The sequence below is a fragment of the Ruegeria sp. HU-ET01832 genome (assembly GCF_040371315.1).
In the GTDB taxonomy this organism is placed as follows: Bacteria; Pseudomonadota; Alphaproteobacteria; order Rhodobacterales; family Rhodobacteraceae; genus Ruegeria; species Ruegeria lacuscaerulensis_A.
This window is the reverse complement of record NZ_BAABWL010000010.1, coordinates 25,273-40,821: the sequence shown is the minus strand read 5'-3', so window position 1 is coordinate 40,821 and position 15,549 is coordinate 25,273. Positions and strand designations below refer to the sequence as shown.

Sequence of the window (15,549 nt, the reverse complement as noted above, 5' to 3'; positions counted from 1 at the left end):
CGGGCGCAACTTGGTCCGAACCAGTTCAGCTTACGCACTAAGCCTCGCGCCACATATAACCCGCAAAAGAGCAGGTAAACTGGAAGGAAATCTATGCAGTTCGATTACGTCATAGTAGGTGGCGGCTCCGCCGGGTCGGTTCTTGCCGCACGCCTCAGCGAAGATCCGAAAGTTTCGGTTTGCCTGCTCGAAGCCGGCGGGGGTGGCAACGATATATTCGTACGTATGCCTATGGCAGTCGCAGCCATGGTCCCAAGCAAGCCGATAAAGATCAACAATTGGAGCTTTGAAACGGTCGAACAACCCGGCTTGAACGGGCGCAAGGGCTATCAGCCCCGCGGGAAATGTCTGGGCGGGTCCAGTGCGATCAATGCCATGCTTTATGTCCGCGGCCAGCGAGAGGACTACAATGCTTGGGCCGATCTGGGCTGTGAAGGATGGGATTGGGACAGCGTCCTGCCCTACTTCCGAAAAGCCGAAAGCAATGAACGCGGCGAAGACGACATGCATGGCGGCAGCGGACCGCTGCAGGTGTGTGACCAGAAATCCATCCATGTTTTATCTGAAGCCTTTGTTGATGCCGCCACGCAGTTGCAACATCGCAGAACACGCGACTTCAACACCGGCGACAACGAAGGGGTTGGATTTTATCAGGTCACACAGTTCTTTGACAAAGACAAAAACGGTGAACGCTGCTCGGCGGCCGCGGGCTATGTGTTTCCCAATGCCGACAGACCCAACCTTACGATTGTGACCCGCGCTCGTGCACGTCGCGTCACCTTTGATGGGAAACGTGCCACAGGCGTGATTTATCAACACAAAGGCCAAGACATTACGGTTACCGCAAAACATGAAGTCTTACTTTGTGGGGGGGCCTTTCAGTCGCCGCAACTGTTGCAACTGTCCGGGATCGGTAATGGTGCAGATCTGTCCAAGTTGGGCATTCAGGTCAGACATGATCTACCGGGCGTCGGCCAGAATTTGCAGGACCACCTGGATTTTATTCTTGGCTACAAGACCAATCGGCACGACAACCTTGGGATCAGTTTGAGAGGCGGTATCCACATCGTCCGCGAAATCCTGCGGTGGCGCAAAGACGGAGTTTCTCTTGCCGCGTCACCCGTTGCCGAAGCTGGCGCATTCTTAAAGACCGATCCGGCGCTGGACCGGCCGGATATTCAGTTTCACTTTGTGCCAGCCTTACTCGACGACCACGGGCGCAAACAACATCTGGGACACGGCTACAGCTGTCACATCTGCCAAGTACGACCCTACAGCCGCGGCTCGGTCTTTTTGCAAAGCACGAACGAGCTGGCTGCACCGGGTATTGATCCAGCTTTCCTGTCCGATCCTCGCGACATAAAAGTCATGGTCAAAGGCGCGAAGATGATGCGCGACGTCCTTGAGACAGAAACTATGACCCAACACCGCAAAAAAGAGATGTTCGGATCTGATAAATTGAGGACTGATGAGGATTGGGAAAACCACATCCGGTCTCGCGCAGACTCAATCTATCACCCCGTCGGCACGTGTAAAATGGGCGTGGATGAGATGTCGGTCGTTGACCCTGAACTACGCGTGCATGGGATTCAGGGGTTACGTGTAGTTGACGCTTCGGTCATGCCCAATCTGGTGTCCGGGAACACCAACGCCCCTACGATTATGATCGCCGAGCGCGCCTCGGATCTGATTAAGGCTGCCCGCGCAGCCTGATATCTGAGTCCAAAAGGCACTGGTCCAAACGCGGACCGGTGCCGGAACTCACTCGCGCATAATTCTAACGCTGAACCGAGACTTTCACGTCATAGGCCGTCTTGAATATCTCTGGCATTCGTGTGGGGCGACCGGTGCTCAGTTTGGTGCATACGTAGTGGGATTTTGCCCGCAGGATCGTTTTCATGTCTTGCAACCGGATCACCTGAAAAGACCGGCTGGCGCGCAACCGTTGGTCGTTGGCAGAGATCCAGTTGTAAACAACGATCTCATCTCCCAGAAAAGCAGACGCGATGTAGTCGATCTCGTGACGCGCGGCCGCCATGCCGCGGTCTAGCTCCAGGCAGGCACGTTCACCCAAGCCCACGGCTCGTGTGTGCTCCCACACTGTCGCGTCCAGCCACTTCAAATAAACGGCATTGTTGACATGGTTAAAGCCATCGAGATCGTCTTTCGTTACGACAAAGCGTTTCCAAAACGCATCAGGACAATCTGACAAGGTCGACAGGTCTTGGTCGTGACGGGCATTCATGAAATAGCCTTTGCGTTCAAATAGGGTTCCAGACTTTTGTGGTAGAACACGTCAGGAAACAAGACCCAGTACCCGATAGTTTTGATACATCTTAGCTAAGCACCTAAACGATGCCTTTACCCAGTCATAATGCTGGTTACATCTCGATCACGCGCTGCAATTGCGCGTAGCGATCGCCCAATTGATGGTCGATCATTACCAATCGTTTGGCATAATGAGATCCTGGGTATTCCCATGTCATTCCGATACCCCCATGCAACTGAATACTTTCTTCGGCGATCATGGTGCCTGCACGTCCAATGAGGTTTTTCGCCATAGCGACGTATTTTTCAGCTTGATCGGTTCCCAGCTTACTGGCCGCCAGAATAGTGATCGACCGACATTGTTCGATCTCGATTGCCATATCTACAGCGCGATGCTGCAACGCCTGAAAGCTGGCGATTGGGCGACCGAACTGTTTTCGCTGTTTCAAGTATTCCACAGTCATGTCTACAAGAACCTGCATAACGCCAACCGCCTCGGCACAGAGTGCCAGACGGCCAGCATCCAAACTCGCTTTGATACTCTGGGTTGCGTCTTCGACCAGACAGATGGCCGGAGTATTGTCCAAAACCAACTCGCCTGCACCGCCACCGTCAATCATGGCATAGTCGATGGTCTCGGGCGTCTCGACCAGAAACAGCCCGATTTCCGCTTCGACACGCGCTGCCACCAGTACGCTTGCTGCGCCGGGCAAGCCGTAAACCACAGATTTTCGACCGTTCAGAACCCAACCGTCATCGGACTTGTCAGCACTTGCCCGGATCAAAGAAAGACCATCAGCATCCGGCTCGAACACCGCAAAGGCGAACCTTCTGGTGCCCATGATCATCTCATCAACCAACGCCTGCGCACCGCAATCGGCAGCGACACGCGCGCTCATCAACGCGGCCAGCATCGGCTCGGGGCATAGGCCCCGTCCCAGTTCCTCAAAAACAGTGGCTATATCGAAACCAGTGCCACCGAAACCGCCTTTGTCTTGGGCCACAAAAGCGGCGATCAGGCCCAGTTCTGACAATTCCTCCCATTTCTCAGCAGAATGGTACGGAGCGGACGCAGTCGCTGCGTCCCGGACTTTGAAATCATATTGGTCCGCCAAATAGCGGCGCACAGTATCGGACAGCATCTGGCGGTCTTCGGTCAGGTTGAAATCCATGTGTCAGCCTCCAAAAAGATCTTTGGCGATAATGTTGCGCTGAATCTCGTTTGACCCACCAAAGATCGAAAGCTTGCGGTTGTTGAAGTAACTGGCTGCAGCACGCGCTGCTTCTTCGGGCACGGACAGCACGTTCTCTGGTAACTCATCTGCAGGGAATGGGGCAGCCGCAGACCCAAGCGCTGAACGGGTCAAGCTTAGAATTCGTTGGCGGATCACGGTTCCCTTGATCTTGAGCATCGAGCTTTGTGTTCCGGATGCAGCACCTTCTTTGGCCGCGGACAGCATACGCAGGTTCATGATTCTCAGCGCTTCCAGGTCGATTTCGACCTCGGTCATTTCCGCCGCAAACAACGGATCCTGAGACAATGGCCTGCCCCCCCGAACAAGGGTTTGGGACAACATTTTCAGCTTATCAAGGTCGCGGGTGGAAAACCCGACACCCGCAATATTTGTCCGCTCATGTGTCAGAAGGTATTTGGCGATGGTCCAACCTTTGTTTTCCTGACCGACCAGATTGGCCACGGGCACATGCACGTCGGTAAAGAAAACCTCGTTAACCTCGTATCCGCCCTCCAACAATCGGATCGGACGCAGCTCAACCCCCGGTGTGTACATATCGACCAGAACGAAGCTGATACCTTCCTGCGGCTTCCCTTCATTCGACGTCCGCACGAGGCAGAAAATCTTGTTGGCATACTGCCCCAGCGTCGTCCATGTTTTCTGCCCGTTGATTACATAGGCGTCACCTTCCCGCACAGCACGGGTCTTGAGGCTAGCAAGGTCGGAGCCCGCGCCGGGCTCGGAATAGCCCTGACACCACCAATCTGAGCCATCCAGAATACGCGGTAAAATTTCAGCTTTTTGGGCTTCGGTTCCGAACTTGATCAGAACCGGCCCTAACATGTTCAGGCCGAAGGGGACTGTACGAGGGGCATTGGCCTGAGCGCATTCTTCCTCGAATATATGGCGCTCGACCGCACCCCACCCGGTGCCGCCATATTCCAAAGGCCACGTTGCAGCCAACCATCCTTTTGCGTTCAGCTTCGCATGCCAATCTTCCATATCCGGCTTGCTTAAAGCTGCAGAACTACGGTTTTTTCGAACAAGATCATCAGACAGGTTATCATCCAGAAACGCGCGTACCTCTGCACGAAACGCTTCTTCTTCCGGGGTAAATCTCAGGTCCATGTTCACGCCACTTTGTTAAGATCGCCGAAGGTTTTACCCGCTTCGGCCAGTTCGCGCAGCAGGTCTGGAACCTGCCAGTAGTAAGGGTCTTCTTGCGCGTATGCCTCAATGCGTTGCACCAGAACATCCAGCCCCGTCATATCGGCATATTGCAGAGGTCCACCCCATACGCGCGGAAACCCGTAACCGAATAGAAATACAGCATCTACATCAATGGGACGCAGGGCTATTTTGTCCTCAACGACCCGAGCGGCTTCGGACACCATCGCCGCCATGTATCGGTCGACAATTTTCTGATTGGTAAAGCTGCGCCGAGTGATCCCTTTGGCGTTTCGTTCAGCCTGCGCAAATTCGGCCACCGCTGGATTAACGCTGCGGGTTTTGCCGTCGTACAAGTAGAACCCTTTGCCTGTCTTGCGTCCGAACCAACCTTGTTCGCAAATACGGTCGGCAATCTCGACATACCGTTCCTGCGACGGACGGAAGGCAGCTTTGCGTTTCCGCGTGGCCCATCCAATATCCAAACCAGCAAGATCCGAGACAGCGAAAGGTCCCATAGCGAAACCGAACTCTTCCAACGCAGTGTCGATTTGATCAAACGGCGCCCCATCAAGATGCATGTAAGACGTTGATTTCAGGTAATGCGCCAGAATTCGGTTTCCGATAAACCCGTCACACACCTCGGCCCGAACCGCAATCTTTCGGAGTTTCTTCGCAAGTTTGAAACAGGTGGCGACCGTCTCGGGCGCGGTTTCTTTACCAACCACAATTTCAAGCAATCGCATGACATGAGCAGGTGAGAAAAAGTGCAAACCGATGACATTCTTAGGCCGCGTGGTCGTTGATGCGATTTCATTGACATCAAGATAGGAGGTATTGGTGGCAAGGATGGCACCGTGTTTGCAAACCTCATCAAGTTTTCCGAAAACCTCCTGCTTGACCTCCATGGATTCAAAAACAGCCTCGATCACAACGTCCACATCCGCCAGCGCGGCCATATCCGTGGTACATGTCAATGCGGCCAAGGCCGTGTCCCTTTGCGCCTCGGTCAGTTTGCTGCGCTGGACGGCACCGGCAAGATTTTTGGTGATCGTATTGCGAGCGAAATCCACACGGTCCTTTTCCATCTCAACCAGCGTAACGGGCATCCCGGCCAGAAGCATCGCCGTAGCAATGCCCGAGCCCATGGTACCACCCCCAATCACCCCGCCCGAGGTCAGCTCTCTTGCTTCGGCCTTGGCTTCGGGAATATGGGCAACTGCCCTTTCCGCGAAGAAGGCATGCTTCAGCCCTTTGTGTGCGTTGCTACCCATCGCTTCCACGAAAAGCTCACGTTCAATCTTTAGACCTTCGGCGAGCGGTAGGTTACTTGCTTCAGCAGCCTTTAAGGCGCGTTCAGCGACCTCACCGGTGATCTTGCCGCGAAAGGCGTCGATTACATCAGCACTGAGGCGATTGTCCTGATCGGCAGTTGCGCGGGTTTTCAGGGTGCCGTCCAACACCTTTTGCCCTGCAGCCAACGCTACCGCTTCGGGATCACCCTCTTGCAGATCATCCAGCAACCCTGCATCCAGTGCGACGTTTGCTGATACCGGTTTACCAGAGGTGATCATTGTAAGCGCCGTTTGCCCATCAACCAGGCGCGGAAGGCGTTGCGTTCCGCCCGCACCGGGCAACAGGCCGAGGTTAACTTCCGGTAGGCCCAGTCGAAGACCCTTTATGCCGACCCGCGCGTGACAGCTAAGCGCGATCTCAAGGCCTCCACCCAGTGTTGTTCCATGCAGAACGCATACAATAGGCTTGGCGCTGGCTTCCAGTATCTCACACACTTCGGGCAAAACCGGCTGTTTCGGCGGCTGGCCGAACTCGCGAATATCAGCACCGGCGACAAAAGTCCGCCCCGCAGCATAAAGTACTATAACGCGAACGGTTTCGTCCCCGGCCAGATCACGGACTGCGTTCACCAGCCCGCTACGCACACTATACCCCGCCGCGTTGACCGGCGGATTGTCGATTTTTACGAGCGCTAGGCCATTTTCTTTGCGTATTTCAACTGACGCCATGGGTTCCTCCTGATTTCACTCGCATACGCCCAAAGCCTCCGTTGCCTTGTGTGCTGTCATTGCGAGGTGTCAGCCCTAAACTTCTGCTGCATTCTGTCAGCACCCACAAAACAAGTTTTGGAGTCTCGGCACCAGAGGGTTTCTCGTCAGTCACTGATTTAAGAAATGAAGAGCAGCGCGGCCAAAGGCACGAAAGAACTCGTGTTAATCGTGATCGGATTCAATACACCTTCAGTAGCTCCAGCGATAGCTGAAGCAGAGTAAGCAATTTTATCCGCGCAAAGCGCCTTGGGATAGTCCGGAAACAGGGCCTATAATCGTTCGATGTCATCCTTTTGCGGGCCAGTCAAAGAAGGGCCCGCAAACGTGAATCGGCTTCAAAAGCGCCAGCGTGCGCCCAAGACGACTGTGGACAGGTCATCAAACTCATCGGATGAATCGTCATAGGCATAATCCTGGTACGAGAAGTAAGCTTCCATATTGTACTGGTCGATTTTTTGGACGACACCAATGCCCCAGACCTCAGAATCCGAACCATCCGCGTTAAAATCTGAGCCGTCCCAGTAATGAAGCCCGACACCGGTTTTACCAAAGTTGAACCAGTCGCCCTCGTAGCCGATTTTGAGATAGTAAAAACTGGGATCTGCCGAGGCATCATCGTCCACATCCCTCTCACCGATGGCGACCGCGAAGCTTAAGCCGTTATCCAACAGAACCGAGGCCGATCCAACAACGTCCTCACGCTTTTCGCTTTCACTGCCGCCTGCACCGCTGTTGCCGGATCCACGTACCTGATAGGCTAGTCCGGCAGCAACTTCGACACCGTTGGCAAACGTGTTTCGGTAGTAGGCTGCAAAGTCATAATAGTCGCGGTCATCGTTGAAATCTTCTTCCAACACGTTCTGGCCATAAGACAGACTGAACGAAAACCCATTAAACGACGGCGTGTCATAGCGCACCCGTGTGCGCCGCGCGCCATCAAAGTTATCGGTTGTTCCAGAGACCGTCGGCCCACTCAGAATGCCGCCATCGTCACGGAACAGGAAGGATGCGTTTGAATCCGCGGTGAACGAATACAAGACCAGAGCAACCAGCGACAAATCCTGTTCGGCGACACCGTCAGCGGCCATGCTGCCCTGCCCGGCCGAGAAAGTGCCCCAGTCTCCCTCTAGGGACAAATCTACATGCCGAATGTCTTCGCGTGTCCAGCCGCTAAAGTCGTTGCCGTTCTGATCCGTTTCGGTCGAATTTGGCAAACCTAGTGCAGTTTCAAAGCGGAACCGGAACGTGTTGGCGCCATAGGGTTGCTCGAGCCGTAGTCCAACACGGCTGTTGGAGGCGTCAAAGTCGCGAACATTGGTTTCGGTCTCTTCTCCGTCATCAACCGAGATGATAGCGGGGTTCAACTGTCCATACAGCACAACAAATCCGCCCGAGTTGTTGTCGTACTTTAACTCGGCCGCAGCCGGCAGTGCAAAACCCAGAGCCAGAACGGCAGCCGAAGATATCAATCTGGTTTTCTGTGTCATCTGTCATTCCCTCATTTTTAAATATCGCAACGCACCGGATCATCTCTGCGTTTGTTGTCCGGTCAGTGTCAGATAAAGGTGCGCAGCGGATGTGCAGATATGTCTTGTCTGAATTTCGGCTCCTCCGTGTTTCAATGAAACACCGCGCCTGCTTCAGAACTCCACTCGTTGCCGAAGCCACAGAGTTCCTGATACAGGCAACAGCTTAAATGCCGTGGCCCATTGCGCTGCTCCTATGGGAATTTCCTCAGAGTCCCAACGGGCGACCGCATATTATATGCCTTCAAGTATTTACGTATTATGTTTTTTAGTTTCGTTTTGAGATAAGCTAACCCAAGCGCTTCCGGTGTGTCACGTGATTTTTCGACACGCCACGTCTGAGAAAATCGGACTTTGAAAACAGGCTACCGCTCGCCATGACCAGACATGCCCCCGAGCTGGGCAACCGGGGGTTTTCGTGGCCCGCTTTTTCCGTGTAAACGCATGACATGATCAGGAAGAATCCCGTCGGGACGCACATACTATTGGACCATCATGGCGGGTCGAGGCTGACGGACTCCTCGTATCTAGAGAGCGCGCTGAAATCTGCGGCCCACGCTGCAGGGGCGACAATCCTTTCAAGCAGCTTTCACACTTTCGGTGGCCATGGCGGCATTACGGGCGTTCTGTTGCTGGCTGAGTCTCACATCTCGATTCACACATGGCCCGAGAAATCTTATGCCGCGATCGACATTTTTATGTGCGGGGGCACCTGTCCAGAACGCGCCGTGAACTGCCTTGCAGAATTGCTGCACCCCGAGAGTGTGGACATCACTCGTATTCACCGAGGTGCCTTAACGGAACCAGAAATCCCACCCGTCCAAATAGTAGCCGACCAAAGCATGTGACTGCAGCGTATTCGGATCAGCCGCGATACGCGCGGTATCAGCTCCGAATACCTGCGTTGCACGCCAAACATCTTCATCAAGATATCGCAACCCCGCCGGCAACAAGATCTTTCGGCCTGACACAGGCTCTGGCGAGGCCAACACAAACCCCCACTCACCGAAACTGGGCACGTAGCTGTGATAGGGCAAAACACTTAGCCCCTGCCCCGGTTGCTGAGGATTCCGGCTGGACTCGATCGTTCCAACAACGAACCAAAACGCCTGTCGGGCAAAAAAAGGTGAACCGGCTTGAGTCACAAGCATTCCTTGCGCGCTGAGGCGTTCGACCAGAATGGAATAGAATTGCCTAGTATACAGGCGTGACAAGCTTATGGATTTCGGGTCAGGCAAATCTACAATGATCACATCATAAATCTTGTGATCCTGTTCCAGGAATTTCCACGCATCATTGCTTAGGATCGTTACGCGAGGATCCCTTAAAGCAAAATCATTCAAACTCGATAATGCAGGATGGTCGCGAAACAACTCGATGACTCTTGGATCAAGGTCCACCAAAGTGACATTGTGAACATCTGGGTAGCGGAGCACCTCTCTGACGGCCATTCCGTCCCCTCCGCCCAGAACCAGCACCTGAGCCCTGCGCGGTGCCAAAGCCATTGCAGGATGAACCAAAGGTTCGTGATACCGATGTTCGTCAAGGCTGTCGAATTGGATTGAGTGGTCCAGAAACAGCCGCACTCTGTCTCGATACCGCGTAACAGTAACCTGTTGATATGGAGTGTTTTCCGACAGGACTATGTCATCATCAAACAACTCAGCCTCGGTTATGGAGACCAGCCGTTCGGATTGCCATAGGCCCGCAACCGTGGCCAGCATGGCCAACGTCCAGACTGTGACTTGCCTGCCGGTCGCCAGCTCCCGAAACACCAGCAATGACAGCCCCGCCACCGCAAGATTTAACGCGCCGAATGCAAGACTTGCGGACATCAATCCGAAATGCGGAATAACTAACAACGGAAATGCCAGTGAGGCCACCAAAGCCCCCACGTAATCAACGCTCAACACGTTTTCGAAACGGAACTTTAGCGCCCCGATCTCCTCCAACACACGCGCGATCAATGGCAATTCCATGCCCGACAAGATCCCGATCGCAACCAGTGCCGCGTACAAAGGCAAGGCCACCTGACCTATCCACGCGTAGTTCAGGAACAGAACCGGGGCCATGAAGCCACCGACAATGCCCAACAGAATTTGCGCCCAAACAAACCCCGAAAAAGCATGAGTAACAAAGCGCGACAGCCACGCGCCAACCCCCATTGCCGACAGGAAAATCCCGATAACCAGCGAGAACTGACGCACCGAGTCGCCCAGCAGATAACTGGAAAGAGTTGCGGCAATCAGCTCGTAGATCAGGCCAGCCACGGCCACCAGAAAGGTCGCCGCAAGCAACCAAACCGCCCGTGCCTGAACCGCCGGAGCGGGTGTCATGACAGGATGACAGCTGCGATGATAATTGAGACGGCCACGAATAGCAGACCGATCAGAATTGCCAGCGCAATGTTCTGGTCCTTCTCGATCTCGCGCACGATGGAAAACGGCGTCAGCCAGTCGATCACTTTCCAGACACCCCACATCAGCGAGACACCAAGAACAGTGTAGAAGATGGTGCTTACAATCTCGGCGATCTGAATCGCTGCCAGATATTCCATTGGTTTTCCCTTATTTTACACGACCTGTTCGATAATATCCGCCGCCACCGCTACCGACGCGAACCGAAGTATCCAAATCCCGGCTCTCGGCGCCATAGCCGTGCCATGCGACGTACCCCACTGAAGCGATTGCGGTGGTTGAAATGACAATAAAAATAGCTCGGAACAGGTTCACGTTAATCCTCATCCACCCAATCGGTTCCGGACCAACGGGCGCGCTGGTGCAGCCATTTACGTCCGAATTGCAGCAAGAACAACAACCCGAAGCCTCCGGCCAACGCAAGCGTCCACAAGCTGCTGGACAGACCGGAACGCACACTGATCGTGAGCTGGTTGAAAGGATAACTCGGAACCGAGGATGCTCCCGGCCCGGTCCAGACCCCTTGGTCGGGCACGTCCACTGTTAGTGTGTAATCGCCTGTACGTTCTGGCCGAAACGACAAGTTGGCGCGTCTTGTTCCTTCGCTCCATGATCCGTCGGCGTCGCGGCCCGAATAATACTCGATGGTCCGGCCTGCGAGGAAGACAGGAGTATCGTCTGGATCCAGCAATTCCAGATCCAGATACGCCCAGCTGTTGCGAACATCGGCCGAAAAAGAAATACGCGTAAGCTGACTGTTGGCTTCCAGCGGGAACGTGATTTCTGCGGGAAAATCCGCCCGCGTCAGGACATGCGCGCCCAGCACATCTTCACCCGTGCGGCTGGCAAAAACAAAGGACATGACAAGGCAGATGATCGCAAACACGCACGAGGCAACCAGTACAAAGCCATAGTTCGGTCCGGCGACAAATGGCTCAAGCGGGTGAACGCGAAAAGGTTTCTGATCAAGCTGAACATCGAATGCGTCTTCGACTGTTTTTCTGGGGACATAAATCGAACGATAGCTCTCGCGTTCAGAGCCAGTCGTAGAAAATCCCAGCATCGCCGCATCAGACATCGCTGAGATGGTAGTGGTTTGCTCGCCTATTTCTGGCCGCCACGTGAATTCACCTTCGACGTAGGTGATCGAGCTTGTCGTCGTTTCGAAATAAACAAACCGCTCTCCATTTACGCGGACAATCGGCGGATATTCTGATATTTCCACTGCCCGCTCAGATATCCATCCTGGCCCACGGTGGCGTCGTGTAAACACCAAATGGCCAGCTTCCAGCGTTAGCCACGCATAACCATGTGTGGGCGAATAAAGCTGGTGATCAATCCACGTGTAGAACCGCCCGCCCCACCGCTCTGAGTGTTCAATCAACCCGATAATGGTGAAATCGACCCCATAGAGCGCGCCGGTCATCCCGATCGAAAACGGTGTCTTGGGACGCGTAAGTCCCTTGAACTGCCTGAGAGTTCTGTAGTTGTCCTGTGCGTCCAGTTCGCTACCGCAATAGGGGCAGATTTGCACCACGACACGACCGCCACCCAACACGTTCAGTCCCGCGCCGCAGCTCGTGCAGTTGATCGACAGTATCTCGGGGTTTCTGGCCATTACTGGCGCTCAACCTGTATGTCGAAAGGATCGTACCAGCGACCATAGAACCAAGCGGCGGACTGACCCCAAAATTCACCGGACAGCAACGCTTCGTCACCGGCAGACGCGTTTACGAATTGATAGATTTCTCCCACGGTCAGAGCTTCGTCGAACTGCCCGCGCAACGCGATACATTCGGCACTTTCCACTTCTGTCACCGTAAACGTCGCCGAGTCGAAGTATAATGTTTCGCCGGGTTTGAAGGGCGGTTGGTTCTTCGGCGCGTCGTCCGCCTGCAAACGGGTTTGCCGCACGACGTCACCCTCGTCGACCGAAATCCAGCAGGTTTCTCCGGCTTCATCCACACCGCAGAACTCATCCCAAAACCCGCGGCCGTAAGAATATCGGGCGTGACCAAGAATTCGGGTCGAAGTCCGGCCCATCACCACCCGGTCGCCAATCCCGAATAGTAGAGGTGCATCATGCATCACGCCTTGGTCACCCGCGACCGAGGCCGTTTCGTCGCTCAGCATCAGCGTGGTTCCGCAAGACGGACAAACAACGACCTTAATCAACGTCAATGAAATCGGGCAGTCCGTCCCGCAATTCGGACAGTTCAAATTCTCCATACCGTCAAGTTGCTTATGGGTTGCCAAAGCGCAAGAACAGTTTGACAGAGCAAGATGACGAGTGTTGCTTTTTGATCAGGTCAAGAATGCAGAGCCGGAATTCTGCTCCAAAATCTGCTGCACCAAAGGATTTGCAAACCGCCTTCGTAGAGTGACCGCGTAGAACGTTTCCTTGATCCGGGGATGCTCTTTGGCCTCTTTCAATCGACCCGAAGTCAGTTCGTCTGTCACAACGATAGGCGCCACAAGCGCAAGGCCAATATCTTCGCGCGCGAGCAGTCGCATCATCGCCATATCATCCACCTCGGCGGCGATCTGTGGACGGACCGATAACCGGCTGGCCAGCGCGTCAAAGGCCGTTCGAACGCTGCTGTCAGTTGTCGGCAGAATAAACGGTTGTTTATGCAACAACTCGCGCAAAGGTGCATCAGGCTGCAACCGTGCCGGAGTGCCCACGATGCTAACCTCTTGCTCACCGATCGAATGAATTTCGAAAGGGGTCAGACTATCATCAGGGGGAGGCCTGTTCATCAAGGCAAGGTCCAGATTGTGCGCTTCTAAACCCTCTAACAATTCGATCGGGCTGCCCGATCTTAGGATCACCTCCACATCCATACGAGACAAGATGGGCCTTAGAAACCCAATCTGAAAGTTGCGTGACAGGGTCGCCAGCGACCCCACCCTAAGTGCCTTTCGGTTCTGAACTGTTCCTTCCATCGTGGCCACAAGCTCTTGCCCCGTGGCGAAAATCGCGTCTGCATGGTCCAGCGCGATGCGACCAGCCTCGGTCAATTGCAACTGCCGACCGCGGCGTTCAAACAAGGCGTGACCCAGACGTTCTTCCAGTTGTTTGATTTGTACAGAAAGAGCCGACTGAGACAGGTTCAGACGCTGCGCCGTGCGGGTCAGGTTACCGTCATGCGCAACGGCCCAAAAATATCTGAGATGGTGATAGTTCAACGGCATATTGTTCTATTTATTAGAACGTAATCTTACAAACAATGAATTTTTATTGTCACAAATTCTGTCCTATCTGCCGCAAAAGGCCCTTTGGCCGCGAAACAGAAGGAAATTGACTATGGCTTACGTTTTTTTGCCGCTTCTTGGCCCGCTCGTTTTACTTGGGGCAGCTTGGCTTGCGTCGCGGCAACCCGGAAAACGGCCGGGAAACATAGCAGGCCTGACTGAAGTTGCCGCATTCGCGGCCTTTGTTTCCTCGATCCTTGCAACCATATTTCTGATGATAAACGGGCCCGGCACATCGGCATTGATCGGGATGTTCGGCGTCGGGCTCTCGGTTCACCTGGATGCGGTGAGTTCCGTGATGCTGCTGCTAGTCAACTTCATCGGCTGGATCGTGATCCGCTATTCCAGAACTTACATGGATGGCGAAGACCACCAAGGTGCCTTCGCGGGCTGGATGTCAGTCACACTGGCGTCGGTTCTTCTATTGGTCATGTCCGGCAACCTTGTGCAGTTCTTCGTGGCTTGGGTCGCGACCAGCCTGGCATTGAACAAATTGCTGCTATTCTATCCGGAACGCGCCACCGCGCAGCGCGCAGCACGTAAAAAAGCCTTCGTTGCACGGCTAAGCGAGGCGACCTTGGCATTGGCTTTTGCGCTGATCGTTGTCGCCACCGGGACTACAGACATAAAAACGATCCTTTCGGTCGTAGAACCAAACTGGCTGACGATGTCCGCTGCCTTTCTGATTGCCGTGTCTGCTGTCCTGGCTTCAGCCCAGTTCCCGCTGCATGGATGGCTGACCGAGGTTATGGAGGCCCCAACGCCCGTTTCGGCCCTGCTGCATGCAGGTGTCATCAATGCTGGCGGTCTGCTGCTAATACGTTTCGCCGACGTAATGTTGCTTGCGCCGGGTGTGATGGCTTTGTTGGTCATGTTGGGAGGGTTCACCGCCTTGTTCGGCGGGTTGGTGATGCTGACACAACCAGCAGTAAAAACATCGCTTGCATGGTCGACCATTGCCCAGATGGGCTTCATGGTCATGCAATGTGGCTTGGCGCTGTTCCCGCTGGCATTGCTGCACATTGTGGCCCATTCGCTGTATAAGGCACATGCGTTCCTAAGTGCAGGCGAAGCAGTGCGAAACGTCGCTGCAATTCGCCGCCCTGGACCGATTGCCGTCCCAAGCGCGCGTAACGTGTTGTTGTCTTTTGTGATCGCGATAGCAATCTACGGACTTGTTGGCATGGTCGTTGGGTTTGACGGAAAATCGGTTCAGGCCATTGCACTGGGAGTCATCCTGATTTTCGGCGTCGCTTATCTCTTGGCCCAAGGGTTTGCTGATGCTGCCCCACGGGCGTTGATGCAACGCACTGTCGCCTATGCTCTGGTCACTTCGGTCAGCTATTTCGCCCTGCAGGTCATCGCACAGAAACTGACTTCTGGAACCCTGCCAGCTACTCCGGTCCCGGGCCCGCTTGAATGGGCTTTGATTATCCTCGCATTGATCAGCTTTGGCTGTGTTGCCGTGGCACAGGCGACATTCCCGTTATGGGCCTCGCACCCAGCAGCGGCAGGGCCAAGGGTTCACCTGACCAATGGTCTCTATGCAAATGCAGTTTTCGATAAGTTGCTGGACGGTTGGTCCAAGCGTTCGATCGTGTGAAAAGAACTTTCC

13 protein-coding genes are annotated in these 15,549 nt (G+C 54.4%); 3 read left to right on the top strand and 10 right to left on the bottom strand.

Going from position 1 to position 15,549, the window contains the following annotated elements; translation table 11 throughout:
- Positions 1-93 precede the first annotated feature (93 nt).
- Positions 94-1,713 (top strand): GMC family oxidoreductase, encoded by a 1,620-nt coding sequence (locus tag ABWV79_RS21135; RefSeq protein WP_353394666.1) that lies wholly within the window; start codon positions 94-96, stop codon positions 1,711-1,713.
- Between the two features lie 64 nt (positions 1,714-1,777).
- Here ABWV79_RS21135 and ABWV79_RS21130 read toward each other — a convergent pair whose 3' ends face one another.
- The 5 genes from ABWV79_RS21130 to ABWV79_RS21110 form a co-directional block, all read right to left on the bottom strand.
- Entirely contained in the window at positions 1,778-2,245 is a 468-nt protein-coding gene (locus ABWV79_RS21130) for an acyl-CoA thioesterase (RefSeq protein WP_170356457.1), read from the bottom strand.
- A 136-nt stretch (positions 2,246-2,381) separates the two neighbouring features.
- Positions 2,382-3,440 (bottom strand): acyl-CoA dehydrogenase family protein, encoded by a 1,059-nt coding sequence (locus tag ABWV79_RS21125; RefSeq protein ID WP_353394663.1) that lies wholly within the window; start codon positions 3,438-3,440, stop codon positions 2,382-2,384.
- Between the two features lie 3 nt (positions 3,441-3,443).
- Positions 3,444-4,631: an acyl-CoA dehydrogenase family protein gene (locus ABWV79_RS21120; RefSeq protein WP_353394661.1), complete on the bottom strand. Its 1,188-nt coding sequence runs from the start codon at positions 4,629-4,631 to the stop codon at positions 3,444-3,446.
- Positions 4,632-4,633: 2 nt separating this feature from the next.
- Complete coding sequence (locus ABWV79_RS21115) at positions 4,634-6,694, bottom strand: 3-hydroxyacyl-CoA dehydrogenase NAD-binding domain-containing protein (RefSeq protein ID WP_353394659.1); 2,061 nt, start codon at positions 6,692-6,694, stop codon at positions 4,634-4,636.
- A gap of 377 nt (positions 6,695-7,071) precedes the next feature.
- A complete protein-coding gene (locus ABWV79_RS21110; protein ID WP_170755919.1) occupies positions 7,072-8,223 on the bottom strand; it encodes a porin in 1,152 nt (383 codons plus the stop codon).
- Positions 8,224-8,711: 488 nt separating this feature from the next.
- Here ABWV79_RS21110 and speD point away from each other — a divergent pair, with 488 nt between their 5' ends.
- Positions 8,712-9,110, top strand: coding sequence for an adenosylmethionine decarboxylase (gene speD, locus ABWV79_RS21105; RefSeq protein ID WP_353394656.1), 399 nt, complete (start codon positions 8,712-8,714; stop codon positions 9,108-9,110).
- On the opposite strand, the gene ABWV79_RS21100 is transcribed toward speD, so the two are convergent.
- From ABWV79_RS21100 to ABWV79_RS21080, 5 genes are all read right to left on the bottom strand, one after another.
- Positions 9,057-10,598 carry a polyamine aminopropyltransferase gene (locus tag ABWV79_RS21100; RefSeq protein WP_353394654.1) on the bottom strand — a complete coding sequence of 514 codons (1,542 nt, stop codon included), beginning with the start codon at positions 10,596-10,598 and terminating at the stop codon, positions 9,057-9,059. The genes speD and ABWV79_RS21100 overlap by 54 nt on opposite strands.
- Positions 10,595-10,819 carry a DUF350 domain-containing protein gene (locus ABWV79_RS21095; protein WP_170356464.1) on the bottom strand — a complete coding sequence of 75 codons (225 nt, stop codon included), beginning with the start codon at positions 10,817-10,819 and terminating at the stop codon, positions 10,595-10,597. Before ABWV79_RS21095 ends, ABWV79_RS21100 begins: the two co-directional genes overlap by 4 nt.
- Before the next feature lie 176 nt (positions 10,820-10,995).
- Positions 10,996-12,297, bottom strand: coding sequence for a DUF4178 domain-containing protein (locus ABWV79_RS21090; RefSeq protein ID WP_353394652.1), 1,302 nt, complete (start codon positions 12,295-12,297; stop codon positions 10,996-10,998).
- Positions 12,297-12,812 carry a DUF4178 domain-containing protein gene (locus tag ABWV79_RS21085; RefSeq protein WP_353394650.1) on the bottom strand — a complete coding sequence of 172 codons (516 nt, stop codon included), beginning with the start codon at positions 12,810-12,812 and terminating at the stop codon, positions 12,297-12,299. The genes ABWV79_RS21090 and ABWV79_RS21085 overlap by 1 nt, the downstream gene beginning before the upstream one ends.
- 171 nt (positions 12,813-12,983) lie before the next feature.
- Positions 12,984-13,874, bottom strand: coding sequence for a LysR family transcriptional regulator (locus ABWV79_RS21080; protein ID WP_353394648.1), 891 nt, complete (start codon positions 13,872-13,874; stop codon positions 12,984-12,986).
- Between the two features lie 112 nt (positions 13,875-13,986).
- Here ABWV79_RS21080 and ABWV79_RS21075 point away from each other — a divergent pair, with 112 nt between their 5' ends.
- Positions 13,987-15,537: a proton-conducting transporter transmembrane domain-containing protein gene (locus ABWV79_RS21075; protein WP_353394646.1), complete on the top strand. Its 1,551-nt coding sequence runs from the start codon at positions 13,987-13,989 to the stop codon at positions 15,535-15,537.
- Positions 15,538-15,549 lie beyond the last annotated feature (12 nt).